Below are 15,294 nucleotides of genomic sequence, written 5' to 3'. Positions count from 1 at the left end.
GCCCAAACATTGCTCGATCAGAGATGCCTACCGTCCCAGCGCCAGCGCGATCAGGCCGAGGGTGCCGACGATGACGCGCCACCAGGCGAACAGCAGGAAACCGTGCCGGGTGACATAGGTCAAAAACGTCTTCACCACGATGATCGCGGTGATAAAGGACACCACGAAGCCGATCGCGACGATGTTGATGTGGTCCATCGTCATCTCGGCGCGGCTCTTGTAGAAGTCGTAGGCGAACGCGCCGATCATGGTGGGGATCGCCAGAAAGAACGAGAATTCCGCCGCCGCGCGCTTGTCGGCTCCGAGCAACATCGCGGCGACGATGCTGGCGCCGGAGCGCGACACGCCCGGGATCATGGCCACGCACTGCGCGATGCCGATATAGAGATACATCAAGAGCGGAAATCTGGTGGCATCATGCTCGCGCGGCTTGAGCTCGAGCTTGTCGACCCAGAGCAGGATGGCGCCGCCGACGATCAGTGTGAAGCAGATGACCCACGGATTGAACAGCAGGAGCTTGATGTACTTACCGGCGACGAGGCCGACGATGACAGCGGGCAGAAATGCGACCAGCACGCCGATCACGAAGCGGCGAGCATAGGCATCGCCCGTGAACAGGCCGATCACGACGTCCCACAGCTTGCGAAAGTACAGCCCCACGATCGCGAGAATCGCGCCCAGCTGGATCAGAACCGTAAACGAATCCCAGAACGCGCCTTCGCCGAGATGAAAGAAGCGCTCGGCTATCAGGAGGTGGCCGGTCGAGGATACGGGAAGGAACTCGGTCACGCCCTCGATGATGCCGAGGATCACTGCCCGTACTGCGTCTGACATATTTACGGTCCATTTCGGCTGGAAAAGCGGGGCTCTTCTCGCCTATTCGACCCCATGCCGCAATCGCAAAATGCCAAATCACGCCCTTGCTTCGAGGTTTTGAAGGACTAGTGTGGCGCCGCACAAACATTGATGGATTCTTAAGCACCATCACATAGTCAAAGGCTTCATGTTTACGCTGTTTCATCATCCGTTCTGTCCGCATTCGCGCTTCATTCGCCTGATCGCGGGTGAATACGGGCTCGACCTGAAGCTGATCGAGGAGCGCAGCTGGGAGCGGCGCGAGGCGTTTCTGCTGCTCAATGCAGCGGGCACCACGCCCGTGCTGGTGGACGACGAGCAGCCGCCGATTCCGGGCGCGGCCATCATCGCCGAATATGTCGATGAGGCCTATGGCGCCGGGATGGGCCCCAAGCGCCTGATGCCGGAGACGCTTGCCGAGCGTGTCGAGGTGCGCCGGCTGATGGCCTGGTTCAACGAAAAATTCTTCGAGGAGGTCTCGCATCCACTCGTCACCGAGCGCATCTACAAGCGCTTCATGAGCGAGGAGAACGGCGGCGGGCCGCCTTCGGCCGACGTGATGCGCGCAGCGAAGGCCAATGTGCGCTATCATCTGGCCTATATCGGCTGGCTGGCGCAGACCCGCAACTTCCTCGCCGGCGACCGGCTCACCTACGCGGATCTCGCCGCCGCGGCGCATCTTTCGGCGATCGACTATCTGGGCGACGTGCCATGGAGCGAGGACGACGCAGCAAAGGCGTGGTACGCGCGGGTGAAATCCCGCCCGTCGTTCCGTCCGCTCCTCAGCGAATGGCTGGCCGGCGTGCCGGCCTCGCGGACCTACGTGGACCTGGATTTCTGATGAGGGCCGTCATGCCCGGGCTTGTCCCGGGCATCCACGTGCTTCCTGTCTCGGTGAGGATTACACAAGAACGTGGATGGCCGGGACAAGCCCTTCCATGACGACGTCGAGTGTGGATGCATGAACAACATCGACACAGACACGGATCGGTTGCGCAGCGCGCTCGAAGAGCAGGCGCACGCGCTCGGCTTCGACTGCATCGGCGTCACCGCGCCGGGCTCGATCGATGCGGCCGGACAACACTTCCTCGAATTCATCGCCTCGGGCGGCCATGGCGACATGGATTGGCTCGCGAACCAGCCGGAGCGCCGCGTCGACCCGCGCGGGCTGTGGGCCGACGTGCGCAGCGTGATCATGCTCGGCGTCAATTACGGTCCCGATTCCGATCCGCTCGCGATCCTGAAGCAGCGCGCGCGCGCGGCGATCTCGGTCTATGCGCAAGGCGACGACTATCACGACCTGATCAAGAAGCGGCTGAAGGCGCTGGCGCGCTGGCTGGTCGCGACCGCGCCGAGCGAGGTGAAGGTGTTCGTCGACACCGCGGCGGTGATGGAGAAGCCCTTGGCGCAGGCCGCGCATCTGGGCTGGCAGGGCAAGCACACCAACCTCGTCTCGCGCGAGTTCGGCTCGTGGCTGTTTCTCGGGGCGATCTACACCACGCTGGAGCTGCCGCGCGACGAACCCGAGATCGATCATTGCGGCTCATGCCGGGCCTGTCTCGACATCTGCCCGACCGCGGCGTTCCCCGCGCCCTACAAGCTGGATGCGCGGCGCTGCATCTCGTATCTGACCATCGAGAACAAGGGCCCGATCCCGCGCGAGTTTCGCGAGGCTATCGGCAACCGCATCTACGGCTGCGATGATTGCCTTGCCGCCTGCCCCTGGAACAAGTTTGCGCGAGAGGGGCGTGAGGCAAAACTCGGCGCACGCGACGAATTGCGTGCGCCTTCGCTCGCTGAGCTGGCACGGCTGGACGACGCGGCATTCCGTGCGCTGTTCACGAAGTCGCCGGTGAAGCGCATCGGGCGCGACCGGTTCGTGCGGAATGTGCTGATTGCGATCGGCAATTCGGGCGACGTGGCGCTGGCGGACGAGGCGCGGCGATTGCTAGTTGATGCAAGCCCACTGGTGCGCGGGGCGGCGGTGTGGACGCTGAGGCAGTTGCTGGCGCGCGAAGAGTTTGAGGCGATGAGATCTGCCGCTGAGAGCAACGAGCAGGACGATAGCGTGCGCGAGGAGTGGCGGGCCGCCTCCTGACTTGATTTCCCCGCCCATTCCCGCAATCTCGCGCGTCATGACAAACATGCCTTTCTTCACCCGCGACGGTGATACATTCCATCCGACGGAAGTCGCCAATGGTCCATGGGATCCGAAATCGCTGCACGGGCGCGTCGTCGTCGGCCTGCTCGGCTTCGTCGTCGAGGAGCGCCATTCCGGGCCGGAATTCGTGCCGGCGCGGCTCACGGTCGACATGTTCCGATTGCCAACCATCGACAGGCCGATCGAGGTGACGACGCGGCTGGTGCGCGACGGCATGCGCATCCGCGTAGTGGAAGCGGAGTTCTTTTCCGGCGGGGTCAGCATGGCGCGGGCTTCGTGCCAGCTGCTGCGCAAAACGCAAAATCCCGATGGCAATGTCTGGTCGCCGCCGAACTGGGACGCGCCGAAGCCGGCCGAGATCCCCAAGCCGACCGATCCCCGGCTCGGCATGAACGGCAAATGGGCGACGCGCCCCATCGTCGGTCATATGGGTTCGCTCGGCCCGCGCAGATTGTGGATGAGCGAGGTGCGCGAGCTCGTCGCGGGCGTTCCGATGACGCCGTTCGTCCGCGTCGCCACCGGCGCCGATTTCGCCAGCCCGTTTGCCAACGCCGGCGACCAGGGGCTCGGCTACATCAACAGCGATGTCACGATCTATCTGCACCGCCTGCCGGTGACGGAGTGGATCGGCTTCGAGGTGGTGAACCACCACGCCACCGACGGCGTCGCGATCGGCGAATGCTGGCTCTATGACGAACAGGGCCCGATCGGCACCGCGACCGTGGCCGCGCTGGCGCAGCGCAAGCCGATGGTGAATCCGTCGAAACGGTAGGGACTTTTTCCACCTGTCATTCCGGGGCACGCGAAGCGTGAGCCCGGAATCCATACTCCCGATGGTGGTTATGGATTCCGGGCTCGTGCTTCGCACGCCCCGGAATGACGAGGAGGATGCAGCTACCCCAAATGCCGCTGCATCTCCGGCCGCGCCTTCAGTTCGGCACCCTGCTTGGCGACGATCTTCGCGATCCGCTCCGGTACGAAGTTCAAATCCACGAACGCCGGCGCGGTGTTGGCGACCTCGTGATAGCTCGCGATCCTGCCCTCCTTCAGCGTCATGATCGCCACGCCCTCGAACATCGCCCGCGCGCCGTTCGCTTCCGGCAATGTCGATCTGTAGCTGAACGTGTAGCGCGCATAGAGCGTGGTGCCGTCGGTGACGGGATCGTGCATATCCCAACGGAAATCGGTCGCCGTGCGGTAGAACCAGTCGTCGATCATCGCGGCGATCTTCGCGCGGCCGGCGAAGGCGCCGTAGAAGACGTCGTGATAGACGCCGTCCTCGGTGAATAGCTCTGCGAAGGCTTTGCCGTTGCGCTGCTCGACGGCGTCGCAGAAGGCGCGCAGCATGGCGGTGGTCGTCATTGGATTGCCTCCTGAAGGAAGAAGGCACTTCACCCGATCTCAGCCACCGCCGCAAGAATGCGCGCGATGTCCTGCGGGCGGGAGAGGCGGTGATCGCCGTCCTGGATCATGGTCAGCACGACGTCGTCGGCCGGCAGCCGATGGGTCAGCTTGAACGCGTGCTGCCAGGGCACATCAGGATCTTTCGCTCCTTGCAGGATGCGGACGGGGCAGCCGAGATCGATGGCGCTGCCGAGCACGAGGTGATTGCGTCCCTCCTCGATCAGGTTCCGCGTGATCGGATAGGGCGAGCCGTCGCCATATTCCGACGGGCGCAGCCAGAAGCCCTTGGTCTCGATCTCCTTCTTCACCGCGGGCGAAAAATTCTTCCACATCAGCTCTTCGGTGAAATCGGGCGCCGGCGCGATCAGCACCAAGCCCGCAATCGACGCTTTGCCGGCACGCTTCTTGATCTCGCGCGCGAGCAGCAGCGCCATCCAGCCGCCCATCGAGGAGCCGATCAGGATTTGCGGGCCGTCGCAAAAGCGCTCGAACACCGCAACACTGTCCTCGAGCCAGCTGCCGATGGTCCCATTGGCAAAATCGCCGCCGGATTCGCCGTGGCCGGAATAGTCGAACCGGACGATTGCGCGGCCGCGCTCATAGGCCCAGCCATCCAACGCCACGGCCTTGCCGCCCTGCATGTCCGACTTGAATCCGCCCAGCCAGACCAGGCCGGGGCCCTTTCCGGGGCGGCGGCGCACCGCGATCCTGCGTGCGGACGGCCCCTCGCCCACATCGATGAACTCAAGCGCGGCATCGGCAATTGCGTCGGTCATGGAACGTTTACTCTGGCTGTGCGGTTTGAGCTGTCGGGACCTGTTCCGAAAGCGCGACCGGCATCGGTATTGGTCCTTTGGGACGCTTGCGGAACAGAGGCAAGGTGTCTATGTCGGTCAGCGTGCCGAGGGCCGTGACCAAAATGCCTCGCATTTGAGGGTTTTTCGCGCCTCGCACCAGCGACTTGCTTGCCGGCAAACGCATCTTCCTTCAAGATAGCCGCTTCTTTCACAACTTTGGAGAACCACCCATTCGCCGTCCTAATAAAGCTCCGCCCGCTGCCAGCAAAGACGGGCCGCGCATCAATGATGATATCCGCAATGCGCAGATCCAGCTGATCGACCAGACCGGTGACAACAAAGGTACGGTCGAGACCGTCGTCGCCATCCGCATGGCGCAGGAAGTCGGGATGGATCTGGTCGAGATTTCACCGAATACCAGCCCTCCCGTCTGCAAGATCATGGACTACGGGAAGTACAAGTATTCCGCTCAGAAGAAAGCCGCGGAAGCCCGCAAGCGGCAGAAGACCGTCGAGATCAAGGAGATCAAGCTCCGCCCGATGATCGACGACCACGATTACGACGTGAAAATGCGCGCGATGCAGCGCTTCTTCGAAGAGGGCGACAAGGTCAAGATCACGCTGCGCTATCGCGGCCGCGAAATGGCGCACCAGGAGATCGGCACCAAGCTGCTCGACAAGATCAAGACCGATGTCGCCGAGCTCGCCAAGGTCGAGCAGGACGCGCGGTTCGAAGGTCGCCAGGTCGTAATGGTGCTGGCGCCGCGCTGACGCGCAACGCTTTTAGGACTGAGTTCAACGGCCCGTCCGGATCCCCGGCGGGCCGTTTGTTTTTTTGGTCGAGGTGCAGCCGCGGACGCCGCTGCACCTCTCCCGCTTGCGGGAGAGGTCGACGCGCGTAGCGCGGCGGGTGAGGGCTTTCGCCTCTTGGGGGCTCTCGCTGGTGGAGACAGCCCTCTCCCCGATCCTCCCCCGCAAGCGGGGAGGGAGCGCACCAGCGTCTTTGGTGCTACGTCCTCGTCGCCTGCCAGGTTCCGCTGCACTGGTCGCCGGAAATGATGCCCTTCCACGACCCGGCGCCGTTCACGCCGGCGAGCCGGCCGCCGCCGCTGGCGTGGGAGGCGCCGACCGAGACCTGCACGGCGACAGCGCCGGAACGGTTGACCCGGCCCGAGACCCGGCCGCCGCCGGCGGAGGAGACGCGGGTGCCGGTCACGGTGAAGGGAACGCTGTAGCCCGAGCTGCAATTGCCGCGGGTGGTGGCGAAGGTGACGTTCCAGATGCCGTCATAGCCGCCGGCGCGGGCGTCAGCCGCCTGTGGCAGCGCAGCCGCGGCGAGCACAGCGAACAGCGCCAGAGGGCGCGGGCGGGCGAATGAAATCAGAAGTTGCGGGAAATGAGCCATTTTGGACCTGCTTCAGACGAGAAGGCTTGGACATGAGGGGTGGCAGCGTTCAATAGTCGGCGGGCGGGTTGCGGCGGTTCATCGTTGCCAACTGGCCTCTCCTCTGTCATAAGCCCAGCCTTCACCGCCCGGCTGATTTACGGGCTGCCGTGGCGGTGTCTCGTGCGGGTTTCGCGCCTGTCGCAAAACTTGAGCACAATCAACGCTCTAACGAGCATTTTTGACGGTCCAGCCGCCTTCGCGGGCGGATCTCTGTGGCCATTAGGAGAGCCAAATGCCCAAGCTGAAGACCAAATCGGGCGCTAAAAAGCGCTTCAAGGTGACTGCCACCGGCAAAGTGATGCACGCCCAGCGCGGCAAGCGTCACGGCATGATCAAGCGGACGAAGAAGCAGATCCGTCAGCTCCGCGGCACCCGCGTGCTGTTCAAGACCGACGGCGACAACGTCAAGAAGTACTTCTTGCCGAACGCCTGATCGCGTCCACGATCATTGCCATCCGTGCCGCGCATCCCGCGGCGATCCGATAACCAAAGTCATCTCTGAAGGATTCCGTCATGTCTCGCGTCAAACGCGGTGTGACCGCCCACGCCAAGCACAAGAAAGTCTACAAGGCCGCCAAGGGCTTCTACGGCCGCCGCAAGAACACTATCCGTGCCGCCAAGCCGGCGGTCGAGAAGGCGATGCAATACGCCTTCCGCGACCGCAAGCGCAAGAAGCGGACGTTCCGCGCGCTCTGGATCCAGCGCATCAACGCAGCCGTCCGTCCGTTTGGCCTGACCTACAGCCGATTTATCGACGGCATGGCCAAGTCCGGGATTACCGTGGACCGCAAGGTGCTGTCGGATCTCGCGATCAGCGAGCCCGCCGCGTTCCAGGCGATCGCCGAGAAGGCCAAGGCCGCGCTGGCTGCCTGAGACCAGCGCTAGCGGGCCTTTTGGCCCGTAGCCTTCAACGCGCGCTGCGAGTAACGCTGGGCGACCTGCGCCCGGCAAAAGGCTGTGAACGAGAGATACATGGTGCCGGACTTGTTCCGGTACTTGCGATCGCACGCCTGCAACTCGCGCTGATAGCCGAGCTTCTGCGGCAGCTTCAGTTGGCCGCCGAAATCAGCTTCGCATTTCTTCTCGACAACTTCGCCGAACTGCACGTCGCCGCTGGCGCCATATGCGCAGGCCTCGAACAGCTTCATGGCACGGCTGCAGCCAGGCGCCGCATTGAGGACTGCGATGACGTCGTCCATCGACGTCGATTTGGCCGGGCACTCCTCGGCGTAGGCCGCGCCACCCAAAACACCTTGAAAAAGAAGCAGGACCAGGCCGACCAGGCAGGATCTCGAAAGCATCGCAAAACTCTCCTCGTACCCCCCGTTGGTGCCGGGTCCCCGCGCAGGGTTCAACCCAGCCGGCCATGTGCCCGAAATGACCGGCTTTTCGCTTGACGTTACGGCCTTCGGGCGGCGACAACCCAGCCGAATTTAGAGCCAAGGATTTGACTGTGTCCGACCTCGCAACGCTCGAAACATCCATCCTCGACCAGATCGCTACCGCCGGCGATGAAGCCGCGCTCGAAGCCGTGCGCGTCGCAGCCCTCGGCAAGAAGGGCTCGATCTCCGCGCTGCTCGCCACGCTCGGCAAGATGTCACCCGACGAGCGCAAGACCCAAGGTGCGGCCATCAACCAGGCCAAGGACAAGGTCACCGAGGCGCTCGCGGCAAGGCGCGACGTTCTGAAATCGGCCGCGCTCGATGCGCGGCTCGCCGCCGAGACCGTCGACGTCACCTTGCCGCTGCGCGATGCGGCGGCGGAAGCCGGCCGCATCCATCCGCTCAGCCAGGTCTGGGACGAACTGACCACCATCTTCGCCGACATGGGCTTCTCGGTGGCCGAAGGCCCCGACATCGAGACCGACGACTACAACTTCACCAAGCTGAATTTCCCGGAAGGCCATCCGGCGCGCGAGATGCACGACACGTTCTTCTTCCATCCGAAGCAGGACGGCTCGCGCATGCTGCTGCGGACCCACACCTCGCCGGTGCAGGTGCGCACCATGCTGAGCCAGAAGCCGCCGATCCGCGTGATCTGCCCGGGCCGCACCTACCGCATCGATTCGGACGCGACCCACACGCCGCAATTCCACCAGGTCGAGGGCCTCGTCATCGACAAGAGCTCGCATCTCGGCCACCTCAAATGGATCCTGCACGAGTTCTGCAAGGCGTTCTTCGAGGTCGACCACATCAACATGCGCTTCCGGCCCTCGTTCTTCCCGTTCACCGAGCCGTCGCTCGAAGTCGACATCCAGTGCCGCCGCGACAAGGGCGAGATCCGCTTCGGCGAGGGCGAGGATTGGCTCGAGATTCTCGGCTGCGGCATGGTGCATCCGAACGTGCTGCGCGCCTGCGGCATCGATCCCGACGAGTACCAGGGCTTTGCCTGGGGCATGGGCATCGACCGCATCGCCATGCTGAAATACGGCATCGCCGATTTGCGCCAGCTGTTCGACAGCGACGTCCGCTGGCTGTCCCACTACGGCTTCAAGCCGCTCGAAGTGCCAACGCTTGCCGGAGGGCTGAGCACGTGAAATTCACCCTCTCCTGGCTGAAGGATCATCTCGACACTGACGAGCCGCTGGAAAAGCTCGCCGAGAAGCTCACCATGATCGGGCTCGAGGTCGAGAACATCGAGGACAAGGCGAAGGCGCTGAAGCCTTTCACCATCGCAAAGGTGATCTCGGCCGAGCAGCATCCGAATGCGGATCGCCTGCGCGTCTGCATGGTCGACACCGGCGACGGCGGTACGCCGGTGCAGGTGGTGTGCGGCGCGCCGAATGCGCGCGCCGGGCTCGTCAGCGTGTTCTCGCCGCCCGGCACCTACATTCCCGGCAAGGACATCACGCTCGGAATCGGCACCATCCGCGGCGTCGAGAGCCGCGGCATGCTGTGCTCGGCGGCCGAGCTGCAGATCTCCAACGACCATGACGGCATCATGGAATTGCCGACGGACGCGCCGATCGGCGCTACCTACGCCGAATGGGCCGGCCTCGGCGATCCCGTGGTCGAGATCAATCTGACGCCGAACAGGCAGGACTGCACCGGCGTGCACGGCATCGCGCGCGATCTCGCCGCCGCCGACATGGGCAAGTTCAAGGACCCGACCATCAAGCCGATCAAGGGCGAATTCCCCTGCCCCGTGAAGGTCACGGTCGAGGATGCCACGCTCTGCCCGGGCTTTGCGCTCCGTCTCGTGCGCGGCGTCAAGAACGGGCCGTCGCCGGAATGGCTGCAGAAGCGGCTCACCGCGATCGGGCTACGTCCGATCAACGCGCTGGTCGACATCACCAACTTCATCACCTACGACCGCGCACGCCCGCTGCACGTGTTCGACGCCAAGAAGGTGAAGGGCAATCTCGTCGTGCGGCGCGCGCGCGAGGGCGAGAGCCTGCTGGCGCTCGACGGCCGCACCTACAATCTCGATCCCGCCATTTGCGTGATCGCGGACGAGCACGGCGTCGAATCGCTCGCCGGCATCATGGGCGGCGAAGCATCGGGCTGCGACGAGAACACCACGGACGTGCTGATCGAGTCGGCGCTGTGGAACGAGATCAACATCGCCCAGACCGGCCGCAAGCTCGGCGTCAATTCGGACGCGCGCTACCGCTTCGAGCGCGGCGTCGATCCGGCCTTCATGGTGCCCGGAATCGAGCTCGCGACCAAGCTGGTGATGGAGCTTTGCGGCGGCACGCCGTCTGAAACATTCGTGGTCGGCAAGACCTTTGGCGACGATCGCCTGATCGAATTCCCGATCACCGAGGTCAAGCGCCTTTCGGGCATCGAGGTGCCGCAGGTCGAGATGAAGCGCATTCTGACCCATCTCGGCTTCATGATGGCGGGTCCCGGCCCGGTGGTGAAGGTCGCAGTGCCCTCGTGGCGCTCCGACGTGCACGGCAAGGCCGACATCGTCGAGGAGATCGTCCGCATCTTCGGCGTCGACAAGGTGCCGATGACGCCGTTCGAGCGCGGCGACGAGCCGCGCAAGCCGGTGCTGACGCCGCTGCAGCTGCGCACCCGCCGCGCGCGGCGCGCGCTCGCAACCCGCGGCATGGTCGAAGCCGTGACCTGGTCGTTCATCGCAAAATCTGCGGCCGAATTGTTCGGTGGCGGACAGCGCGAGCTCGAAGTGGCGAACCCGATCGCCTCCGATCTCTCCGACATGCGCCCGACCCTGCTCGCCGGTCTGATCGCGGCGGCGCAGGCCAATGCCGATCGCGGATTCGGCGATGTCGCGCTGTTCGAGGTCGGCCAGGTGTTCAAGGGCGATCGCCCGCAGGACCAGTTCATGGCGGCGAGCGGCGTGCGCCGCGGCCTTGCGTCGTCCGAAGGGCTCGGCCGGCACTGGACCGGCTCGGCGCAGGCCGATCTGTTCGACGCCAAGGCCGATGCGCTGGCGGTGCTAGCGGCCGCCGGCGCGCCGATGCAGGCGCTGCAGATCGTGGCGGGCGGTCCCAGCTGGCTGCATCCGGGCCGCTCCGGCACGATCCAGATCGGGCCGCAGAACGTGCTCGGATATTTCGGCGAAGTGCACCCCAGAGCGCTCGAGGCGTTCGGCGCCGACGGGCCGCTTGTCGTGTTCGAGGTGATCCTCGACCGCATCCCCGAGGCGAAGAAGAAGCCGACGCGCGCCAAGCCCTTGATCGAGCTCTCGGCCTTCCAGCCGGTGTCGCGCGACTTCGCTTTCATTGTCGACCGCGCCGTCAAGGCCGGCGAGATCGTTCGCGCGGCGCAAGGCGTCGACAAGAAATTGATCACCGGCGTCAATGTCTTCGACGTCTACGAGGGCAAGGGCATCGATGACGGCAAGAAGTCGATCGCGATCGCGGTCACGCTTCAGCCCCGCGAGAAAACCCTGACCGATCAGGAGATCGAGGCCGTCGCCACGAAGATCGTGGCCGAGGTCACCAAGAAGACCGGCGGCGTCTTGCGAGCATGACGCCGAAAAGTGCGAAGCGGTTTTCGGACAACGTCATGCTCAAAAGACATAGAGCATGACGCTCGCAGACTTCCTTCCGAAGGACGTCAGCCTCACGATCGCGGCGGCGCTCTGCGCCGTCGCTTTCGTTTCGGGCACAGCGCGCGGTTTCTCCGGCTTCGGTTCGGCGCTGATCTTCATGCCGCTGGCGAGCAGCATCGCGGCGCCGCGGCTCGTTGCTGCCCTGCTGCTCGTCATCGATTTCGTCGCGACCGTGCCGCTGCTGCCGGATGCGTGGCGAAAGGCCGATCGCAAGGCCACGGCCGTGATCGTGCTGGGCGCGCTGATCGGCGTCCCCATCGGCACCTATTTCCTCAGCGTGCTCGAACCCGTCACCACGCGCTGGATCATCTCCTGCTTCGTCGCGGCGCTGTTGCTGCTATTGCTGTCGGGCTGGCGCTATCGCGGCAAGGACCACGCCTGGCTGTCGGTCGGCATCGGCAGCCTCTCCGGCTTCTGCAGCGGGCTCGCGCAGACCGGCGGCCCGCCGATCGTCGGCTACTGGCTCGGCCGCCCGATCGCGCCGATGGTCGCGCGCGCCAATATCGTGCTGTTCTTCGGCGCCTCGGATTTCTTCTCGATGGTCAGCTATGCGACGACCGGCCTGATCAGCCGCGAATCGCTGGTGCTGTCGCTGATCGTCGGCCCGGTCTATGCGGTTGGCGTTGCGTTCGGCAGCTCATTGTTCGGCCGCGCCAGCGAGAAGGTGTTTCGCGGCATCTGCTATGCGCTGATTGCGATGGCGGTGATCTTTGGATTGCCGGTGCTGGATGGGGTGTTGCGATAGCTCTCTCCGCGGGTCGTCCCCGCGAAGGCGGGGACCCATAACCCCAGGGAGAAGTTATGGTGCAAGCTGGTCACCGCGAGTCTTCGCCAAACCAGGCCCTGTGGTTATGGGTCCCGGATCGGCGCGCGCCTTGGGGCGCGCTTGTCCGGGACGACGGCGGAATGTGTCGCCGCTTTATTGCTACTGCCGCGGCACACGCCGCTTCTTCGTCGACTGCGTCGGCACATCCGCCGGTTCGTCCTTCAGCGCGCCGATCTTGCGCAGGGCGGCGTCCGCGGCACGTTCGCCGCTCTCCCACGCGCCGTCGACGGTGCCCCAGAGCGTCTCGTGGGTGGCTTCGCCGGCGATGAACACATTGCCGATCGGCTCAGCCAGGGTCCTTCGCGACAGCTGGCCGCCGGGCGAGGCGGCCGACATCGCGCCCATGACGTAAGGCGAGGCGTTCCAGCGCGTGGCGCTGGTCTTTTGCACCACGGCAGCGGCCTCGCTACCGAACAGCTTTGTGATCCACTCCCGGGCAAAGGCCGCCATCGCCTTCTCGCCCTGGTCGGCGAGATCGCGGCCGAAGGAGCCGCCGACATCGATCGAGCAGAGCGAGGAGCCGCCGATATTGGCGAACATCAGCGCCGTGCGGGTCGAATTGCTCTGCTCGATGAGGATGTCGTCGCGCGACAGGCCGAGCGGATTGCCGGGCAGCTGCAGCACGATACGATCGTAGCTGCCGAGGCTGAGCTTCGATGCCGCATCCAGTGTCCGCTTGGGAATGTCGGGTGCGAACTTGATCGCGCCCGATGTCAGCACATTGGTCGAGACCGTGACGATGGCGGCGCGCGCCGCGATCTTGCCGGCTTGCGTCTCGATGCTGACGTCGCGATTGCTCCAGGCGATGCGGTTCGCCGTCGTCGACAACGCCACCGGCGCCTGCTCGGCGAGCTTGGCGATCAGCGTGCCCAGGCCCTGGCGGCAGGCGATCGCTGCGTTGCGGTCCTGCGCGCGTCCCTTGTCGATGGCAGACAGCTCCTTCAGGTCCTTGCCGGCAAAGCTCGCGCCCAGCATGAACTCGGCCGCGCCGGCCCAGTCGCCGAGATCCTTCGGCAGCACCGATGCGCAGGAGGTGTCCAGCTTGCCCCGCCCGGCCTCGTCGATGGCGCGGTTGGCGCGCACCAGGGCGGCCAGGAATTGCTCGGTCTCGCCGGCGCGGGCATTGCGGCGGCCAATGCGAACCTTCTGGCCCGAGGGCGCCGGCAGCACGTCCAGCCCGGCGCTGCGCGCCAGCCGGATCATCGGGTTGGTGTCGGGATTGTGCAACCAGCGCGCGCCGCGGTCGAACGGCGTGTCGAAGGTCGTGCTGTCGGTGATGCAGCGGCCGCCGACCTGCGCGGCCGCTTCCACCACGATGACCTTGCGGCCCGTCGCGATGATGCGCCGCGCCGCGGCAATTCCCGCCGCCCCCGCGCCGATCACGACGATGTCAGCCTCGCGCGGCAGGGGCGCGGCCGATGCGCGCAGCACCGGCATCGCCGCAAGGGCCGCCGACGCCGAAAGAAAGCCGCGGCGCGTGATTGTCATGTCATGGTTTCCGGGGACTTGCGGCGAACGTGAACAGCCCGCGAACCTTGCCGTATCCGATGTTGCGCAGCAACCAGGATGGTGAATCAACCATGCTTGATCTCACAGAGTGATGAACCGAATTGCAACACGTTTCGACCATGATAGAGAAGGGAAAAAGACGGCCGGAAAAGGCCGTGGGGGGAGTTCGGCATGGGGACGGTCCTGGATTCTGTCGGCAAGGTGATTGCCGCGTACCTCTCGAAGGAGGTGCCGGGCTACGAGCCGTTCACGCCGAGCGACCCCGAGCATCTGCGCGGCGTCATCGAGCCCGGCGACGTGCTGCTGGTCGAGGGCAACAACCGCATCTCCGGCATCATCAAATACCTGACGCAGTCGACCTGGTCGCATGCCGCGCTCTATGTCGGTCCGGTCGAGGGAGCAGAGGAGCCCAACGGCGAGCCGCATGTTCTGATCGAGGCCAATATCGGCGAAGGCGTCACCTCGGCGCCGCTGTCGAAATATTTCCCCTATCACACCCGCGTCTGCCGTCCGGTCGGGCTGTCCTATGAGGATCGCACCACGGTGTGCCGCTATGCGATCAACCGCATCGGCTTCGGCTACGACACCAAGAACATCGTCGACCTCATGCGCTATCTGTTCCCGCTGCCGATACCGCAGCGCTGGCGCCGACGCATGATCGCGATCGGCTCGGGCGACCCGACCAAGATCATCTGCTCGGCCCTGATCGCGCAGGCCTTCGACGCCGTGCGCTACCCGATCCTGCCGAAGATCACCAAGGCCGGCAGCCGCGCCGCACGGCGCGAGATCCTGCACATCCGCGATTCCTCGCTCTACATGCCCCGCGACTTTGATATCTCGCCCTATTTCGAAGTCGTCAAACCCACCATCGTGCACGGGTTCGACTACACCGCCTTGCACTGGGCCGACAAGCAGAAGCCGCTCGAGGAGGTGGCGGGCTCATTCAGTGTGTTTCCAGAAGCGCTCGTGGCGCCGCCGCTCGCTCCTGAAGCGGCTGACGAAGCGACGTCGGGTGAAATTCCGGCTCAAGAAGTGAGCGCGCCGGATGCGCGAGCCAGCGTGGCGTTCTCCGAGCATTTTGTGCAGCTGAGCGAGCTCGCGATGTATCGCGCGCGGGCGCGGGAGATGGCGGCTTAGGTTCGCCGTCTAGTACGGTGAGCAAAGGCGCGAAGCGCCGTGCCCACGTTCTGGCGCGATCACTGACGGATGGTGGGCACGCTCCGCTTTGCCCACCCTACGAGACGTCTCCTCCGTCATTGCGAGGAGCTTTTGCG

The 15,294-nt window shown here is 64.8% G+C and carries 16 protein-coding genes; 10 read left to right on the top strand and 6 right to left on the bottom strand.

Features of this window, described 5'->3' with window-relative positions; translation table 11 throughout:
* Positions 1–27 precede the first annotated feature (27 nt).
* Complete coding sequence (locus tag ACM43_RS24260; protein ID WP_271543361.1) at positions 28–834, bottom strand: undecaprenyl-diphosphate phosphatase; 807 nt, start codon at positions 832–834, stop codon at positions 28–30.
* Between the two features lie 169 nt (positions 835–1,003).
* Between ACM43_RS24260 and ACM43_RS24255 the strand changes: the two genes are divergently transcribed.
* The 3 genes from ACM43_RS24255 (at position 1,004) to ACM43_RS24245 (ending at position 3,788) form a co-directional block, all read left to right on the top strand.
* Positions 1,004–1,696 (top strand): glutathione S-transferase family protein, encoded by a 693-nt coding sequence (locus tag ACM43_RS24255; RefSeq protein ID WP_036024387.1) that lies wholly within the window; start codon positions 1,004–1,006, stop codon positions 1,694–1,696.
* Between the two features lie 120 nt (positions 1,697–1,816).
* Positions 1,817–2,953, top strand: coding sequence for a tRNA epoxyqueuosine(34) reductase QueG (gene queG, locus ACM43_RS24250; RefSeq protein WP_271543358.1), 1,137 nt, complete (start codon positions 1,817–1,819; stop codon positions 2,951–2,953).
* A 37-nt stretch (positions 2,954–2,990) separates the two neighbouring features.
* Positions 2,991–3,788 (top strand): acyl-CoA thioesterase domain-containing protein, encoded by a 798-nt coding sequence (locus ACM43_RS24245; protein WP_271543356.1) that lies wholly within the window; start codon positions 2,991–2,993, stop codon positions 3,786–3,788.
* Between the two features lie 122 nt (positions 3,789–3,910).
* Here the strand turns inward: ACM43_RS24245 and ACM43_RS24240 are convergent, their stop codons facing one another.
* A complete protein-coding gene (locus ACM43_RS24240; protein ID WP_157287284.1) occupies positions 3,911–4,378 on the bottom strand; it encodes a nuclear transport factor 2 family protein in 468 nt (155 codons plus the stop codon).
* Positions 4,379–4,407: 29 nt separating this feature from the next.
* Positions 4,408–5,196, bottom strand: a complete 789-nt coding sequence (locus tag ACM43_RS24235) for an alpha/beta hydrolase (protein ID WP_271543354.1) — start codon at positions 5,194–5,196, stop codon at positions 4,408–4,410.
* Between the two features lie 251 nt (positions 5,197–5,447).
* Here ACM43_RS24235 and infC point away from each other — a divergent pair, with 251 nt between their 5' ends.
* The gene (infC, locus tag ACM43_RS24230; protein ID WP_074447655.1) at positions 5,448–5,987 is read left to right on the top strand and encodes a translation initiation factor IF-3; all 540 of its coding nucleotides are present in this window, start codon (positions 5,448–5,450) and stop codon (positions 5,985–5,987) included.
* Positions 5,988–6,225: 238 nt separating this feature from the next.
* Here the strand turns inward: infC and ACM43_RS24225 are convergent, their stop codons facing one another.
* Positions 6,226–6,621, bottom strand: coding sequence for a hypothetical protein (locus tag ACM43_RS24225; RefSeq protein ID WP_036024380.1), 396 nt, complete (start codon positions 6,619–6,621; stop codon positions 6,226–6,228).
* A 274-nt stretch (positions 6,622–6,895) separates the two neighbouring features.
* Between ACM43_RS24225 and rpmI the strand changes: the two genes are divergently transcribed.
* Entirely contained in the window at positions 6,896–7,096 is a 201-nt protein-coding gene (rpmI, locus tag ACM43_RS24220) for a 50S ribosomal protein L35 (RefSeq protein ID WP_008539890.1), read from the top strand.
* 80 nt (positions 7,097–7,176) lie between these two features.
* Complete coding sequence (gene rplT / locus ACM43_RS24215) at positions 7,177–7,536, top strand: 50S ribosomal protein L20 (protein WP_028179126.1); 360 nt, start codon at positions 7,177–7,179, stop codon at positions 7,534–7,536.
* Positions 7,537–7,544: 8 nt separating this feature from the next.
* Here the strand turns inward: rplT and ACM43_RS24210 are convergent, their stop codons facing one another.
* Entirely contained in the window at positions 7,545–7,964 is a 420-nt protein-coding gene (locus ACM43_RS24210; RefSeq protein ID WP_271543352.1) for a hypothetical protein, read from the bottom strand.
* Between the two features lie 152 nt (positions 7,965–8,116).
* On the opposite strand from ACM43_RS24210, the gene pheS reads away from it, so the two are divergent.
* Genes pheS through ACM43_RS24195 form a run of 3 tightly spaced genes read left to right on the top strand, consistent with a single transcriptional unit; the run spans position 8,117 to position 12,430 of the window.
* The gene (pheS, locus tag ACM43_RS24205; protein WP_271543350.1) at positions 8,117–9,199 is read left to right on the top strand and encodes a phenylalanine--tRNA ligase subunit alpha; all 1,083 of its coding nucleotides are present in this window, start codon (positions 8,117–8,119) and stop codon (positions 9,197–9,199) included.
* Complete coding sequence (gene pheT, locus ACM43_RS24200) at positions 9,196–11,604, top strand: phenylalanine--tRNA ligase subunit beta (protein ID WP_271543348.1); 2,409 nt, start codon at positions 9,196–9,198, stop codon at positions 11,602–11,604. Before pheS ends, pheT begins: the two co-directional genes overlap by 4 nt.
* A 55-nt stretch (positions 11,605–11,659) precedes the next feature.
* Positions 11,660–12,430 carry a sulfite exporter TauE/SafE family protein gene (locus ACM43_RS24195; protein ID WP_271543346.1) on the top strand — a complete coding sequence of 257 codons (771 nt, stop codon included), beginning with the start codon at positions 11,660–11,662 and terminating at the stop codon, positions 12,428–12,430.
* A gap of 180 nt (positions 12,431–12,610) precedes the next feature.
* Here ACM43_RS24195 and ACM43_RS24190 read toward each other — a convergent pair whose 3' ends face one another.
* Positions 12,611–13,999: a flavin monoamine oxidase family protein gene (locus ACM43_RS24190; RefSeq protein WP_271543344.1), complete on the bottom strand. Its 1,389-nt coding sequence runs from the start codon at positions 13,997–13,999 to the stop codon at positions 12,611–12,613.
* Between the two features lie 192 nt (positions 14,000–14,191).
* On the opposite strand from ACM43_RS24190, the gene ACM43_RS24185 reads away from it, so the two are divergent.
* A complete protein-coding gene (locus ACM43_RS24185) occupies positions 14,192–15,157 on the top strand; it encodes a YiiX/YebB-like N1pC/P60 family cysteine hydrolase (RefSeq protein ID WP_157287291.1) in 966 nt (321 codons plus the stop codon).
* Positions 15,158–15,294 lie beyond the last annotated feature (137 nt).

The sequence above is a fragment of the Bradyrhizobium sp. CCBAU 45321 genome (assembly GCF_028128975.1).
GTDB lineage: Bacteria > Pseudomonadota > Alphaproteobacteria > Rhizobiales > Xanthobacteraceae > Bradyrhizobium > Bradyrhizobium yuanmingense.
Note: the sequence above shows the minus strand (reverse complement) of the source record. Positions and strands in the feature narration are given on the sequence as shown.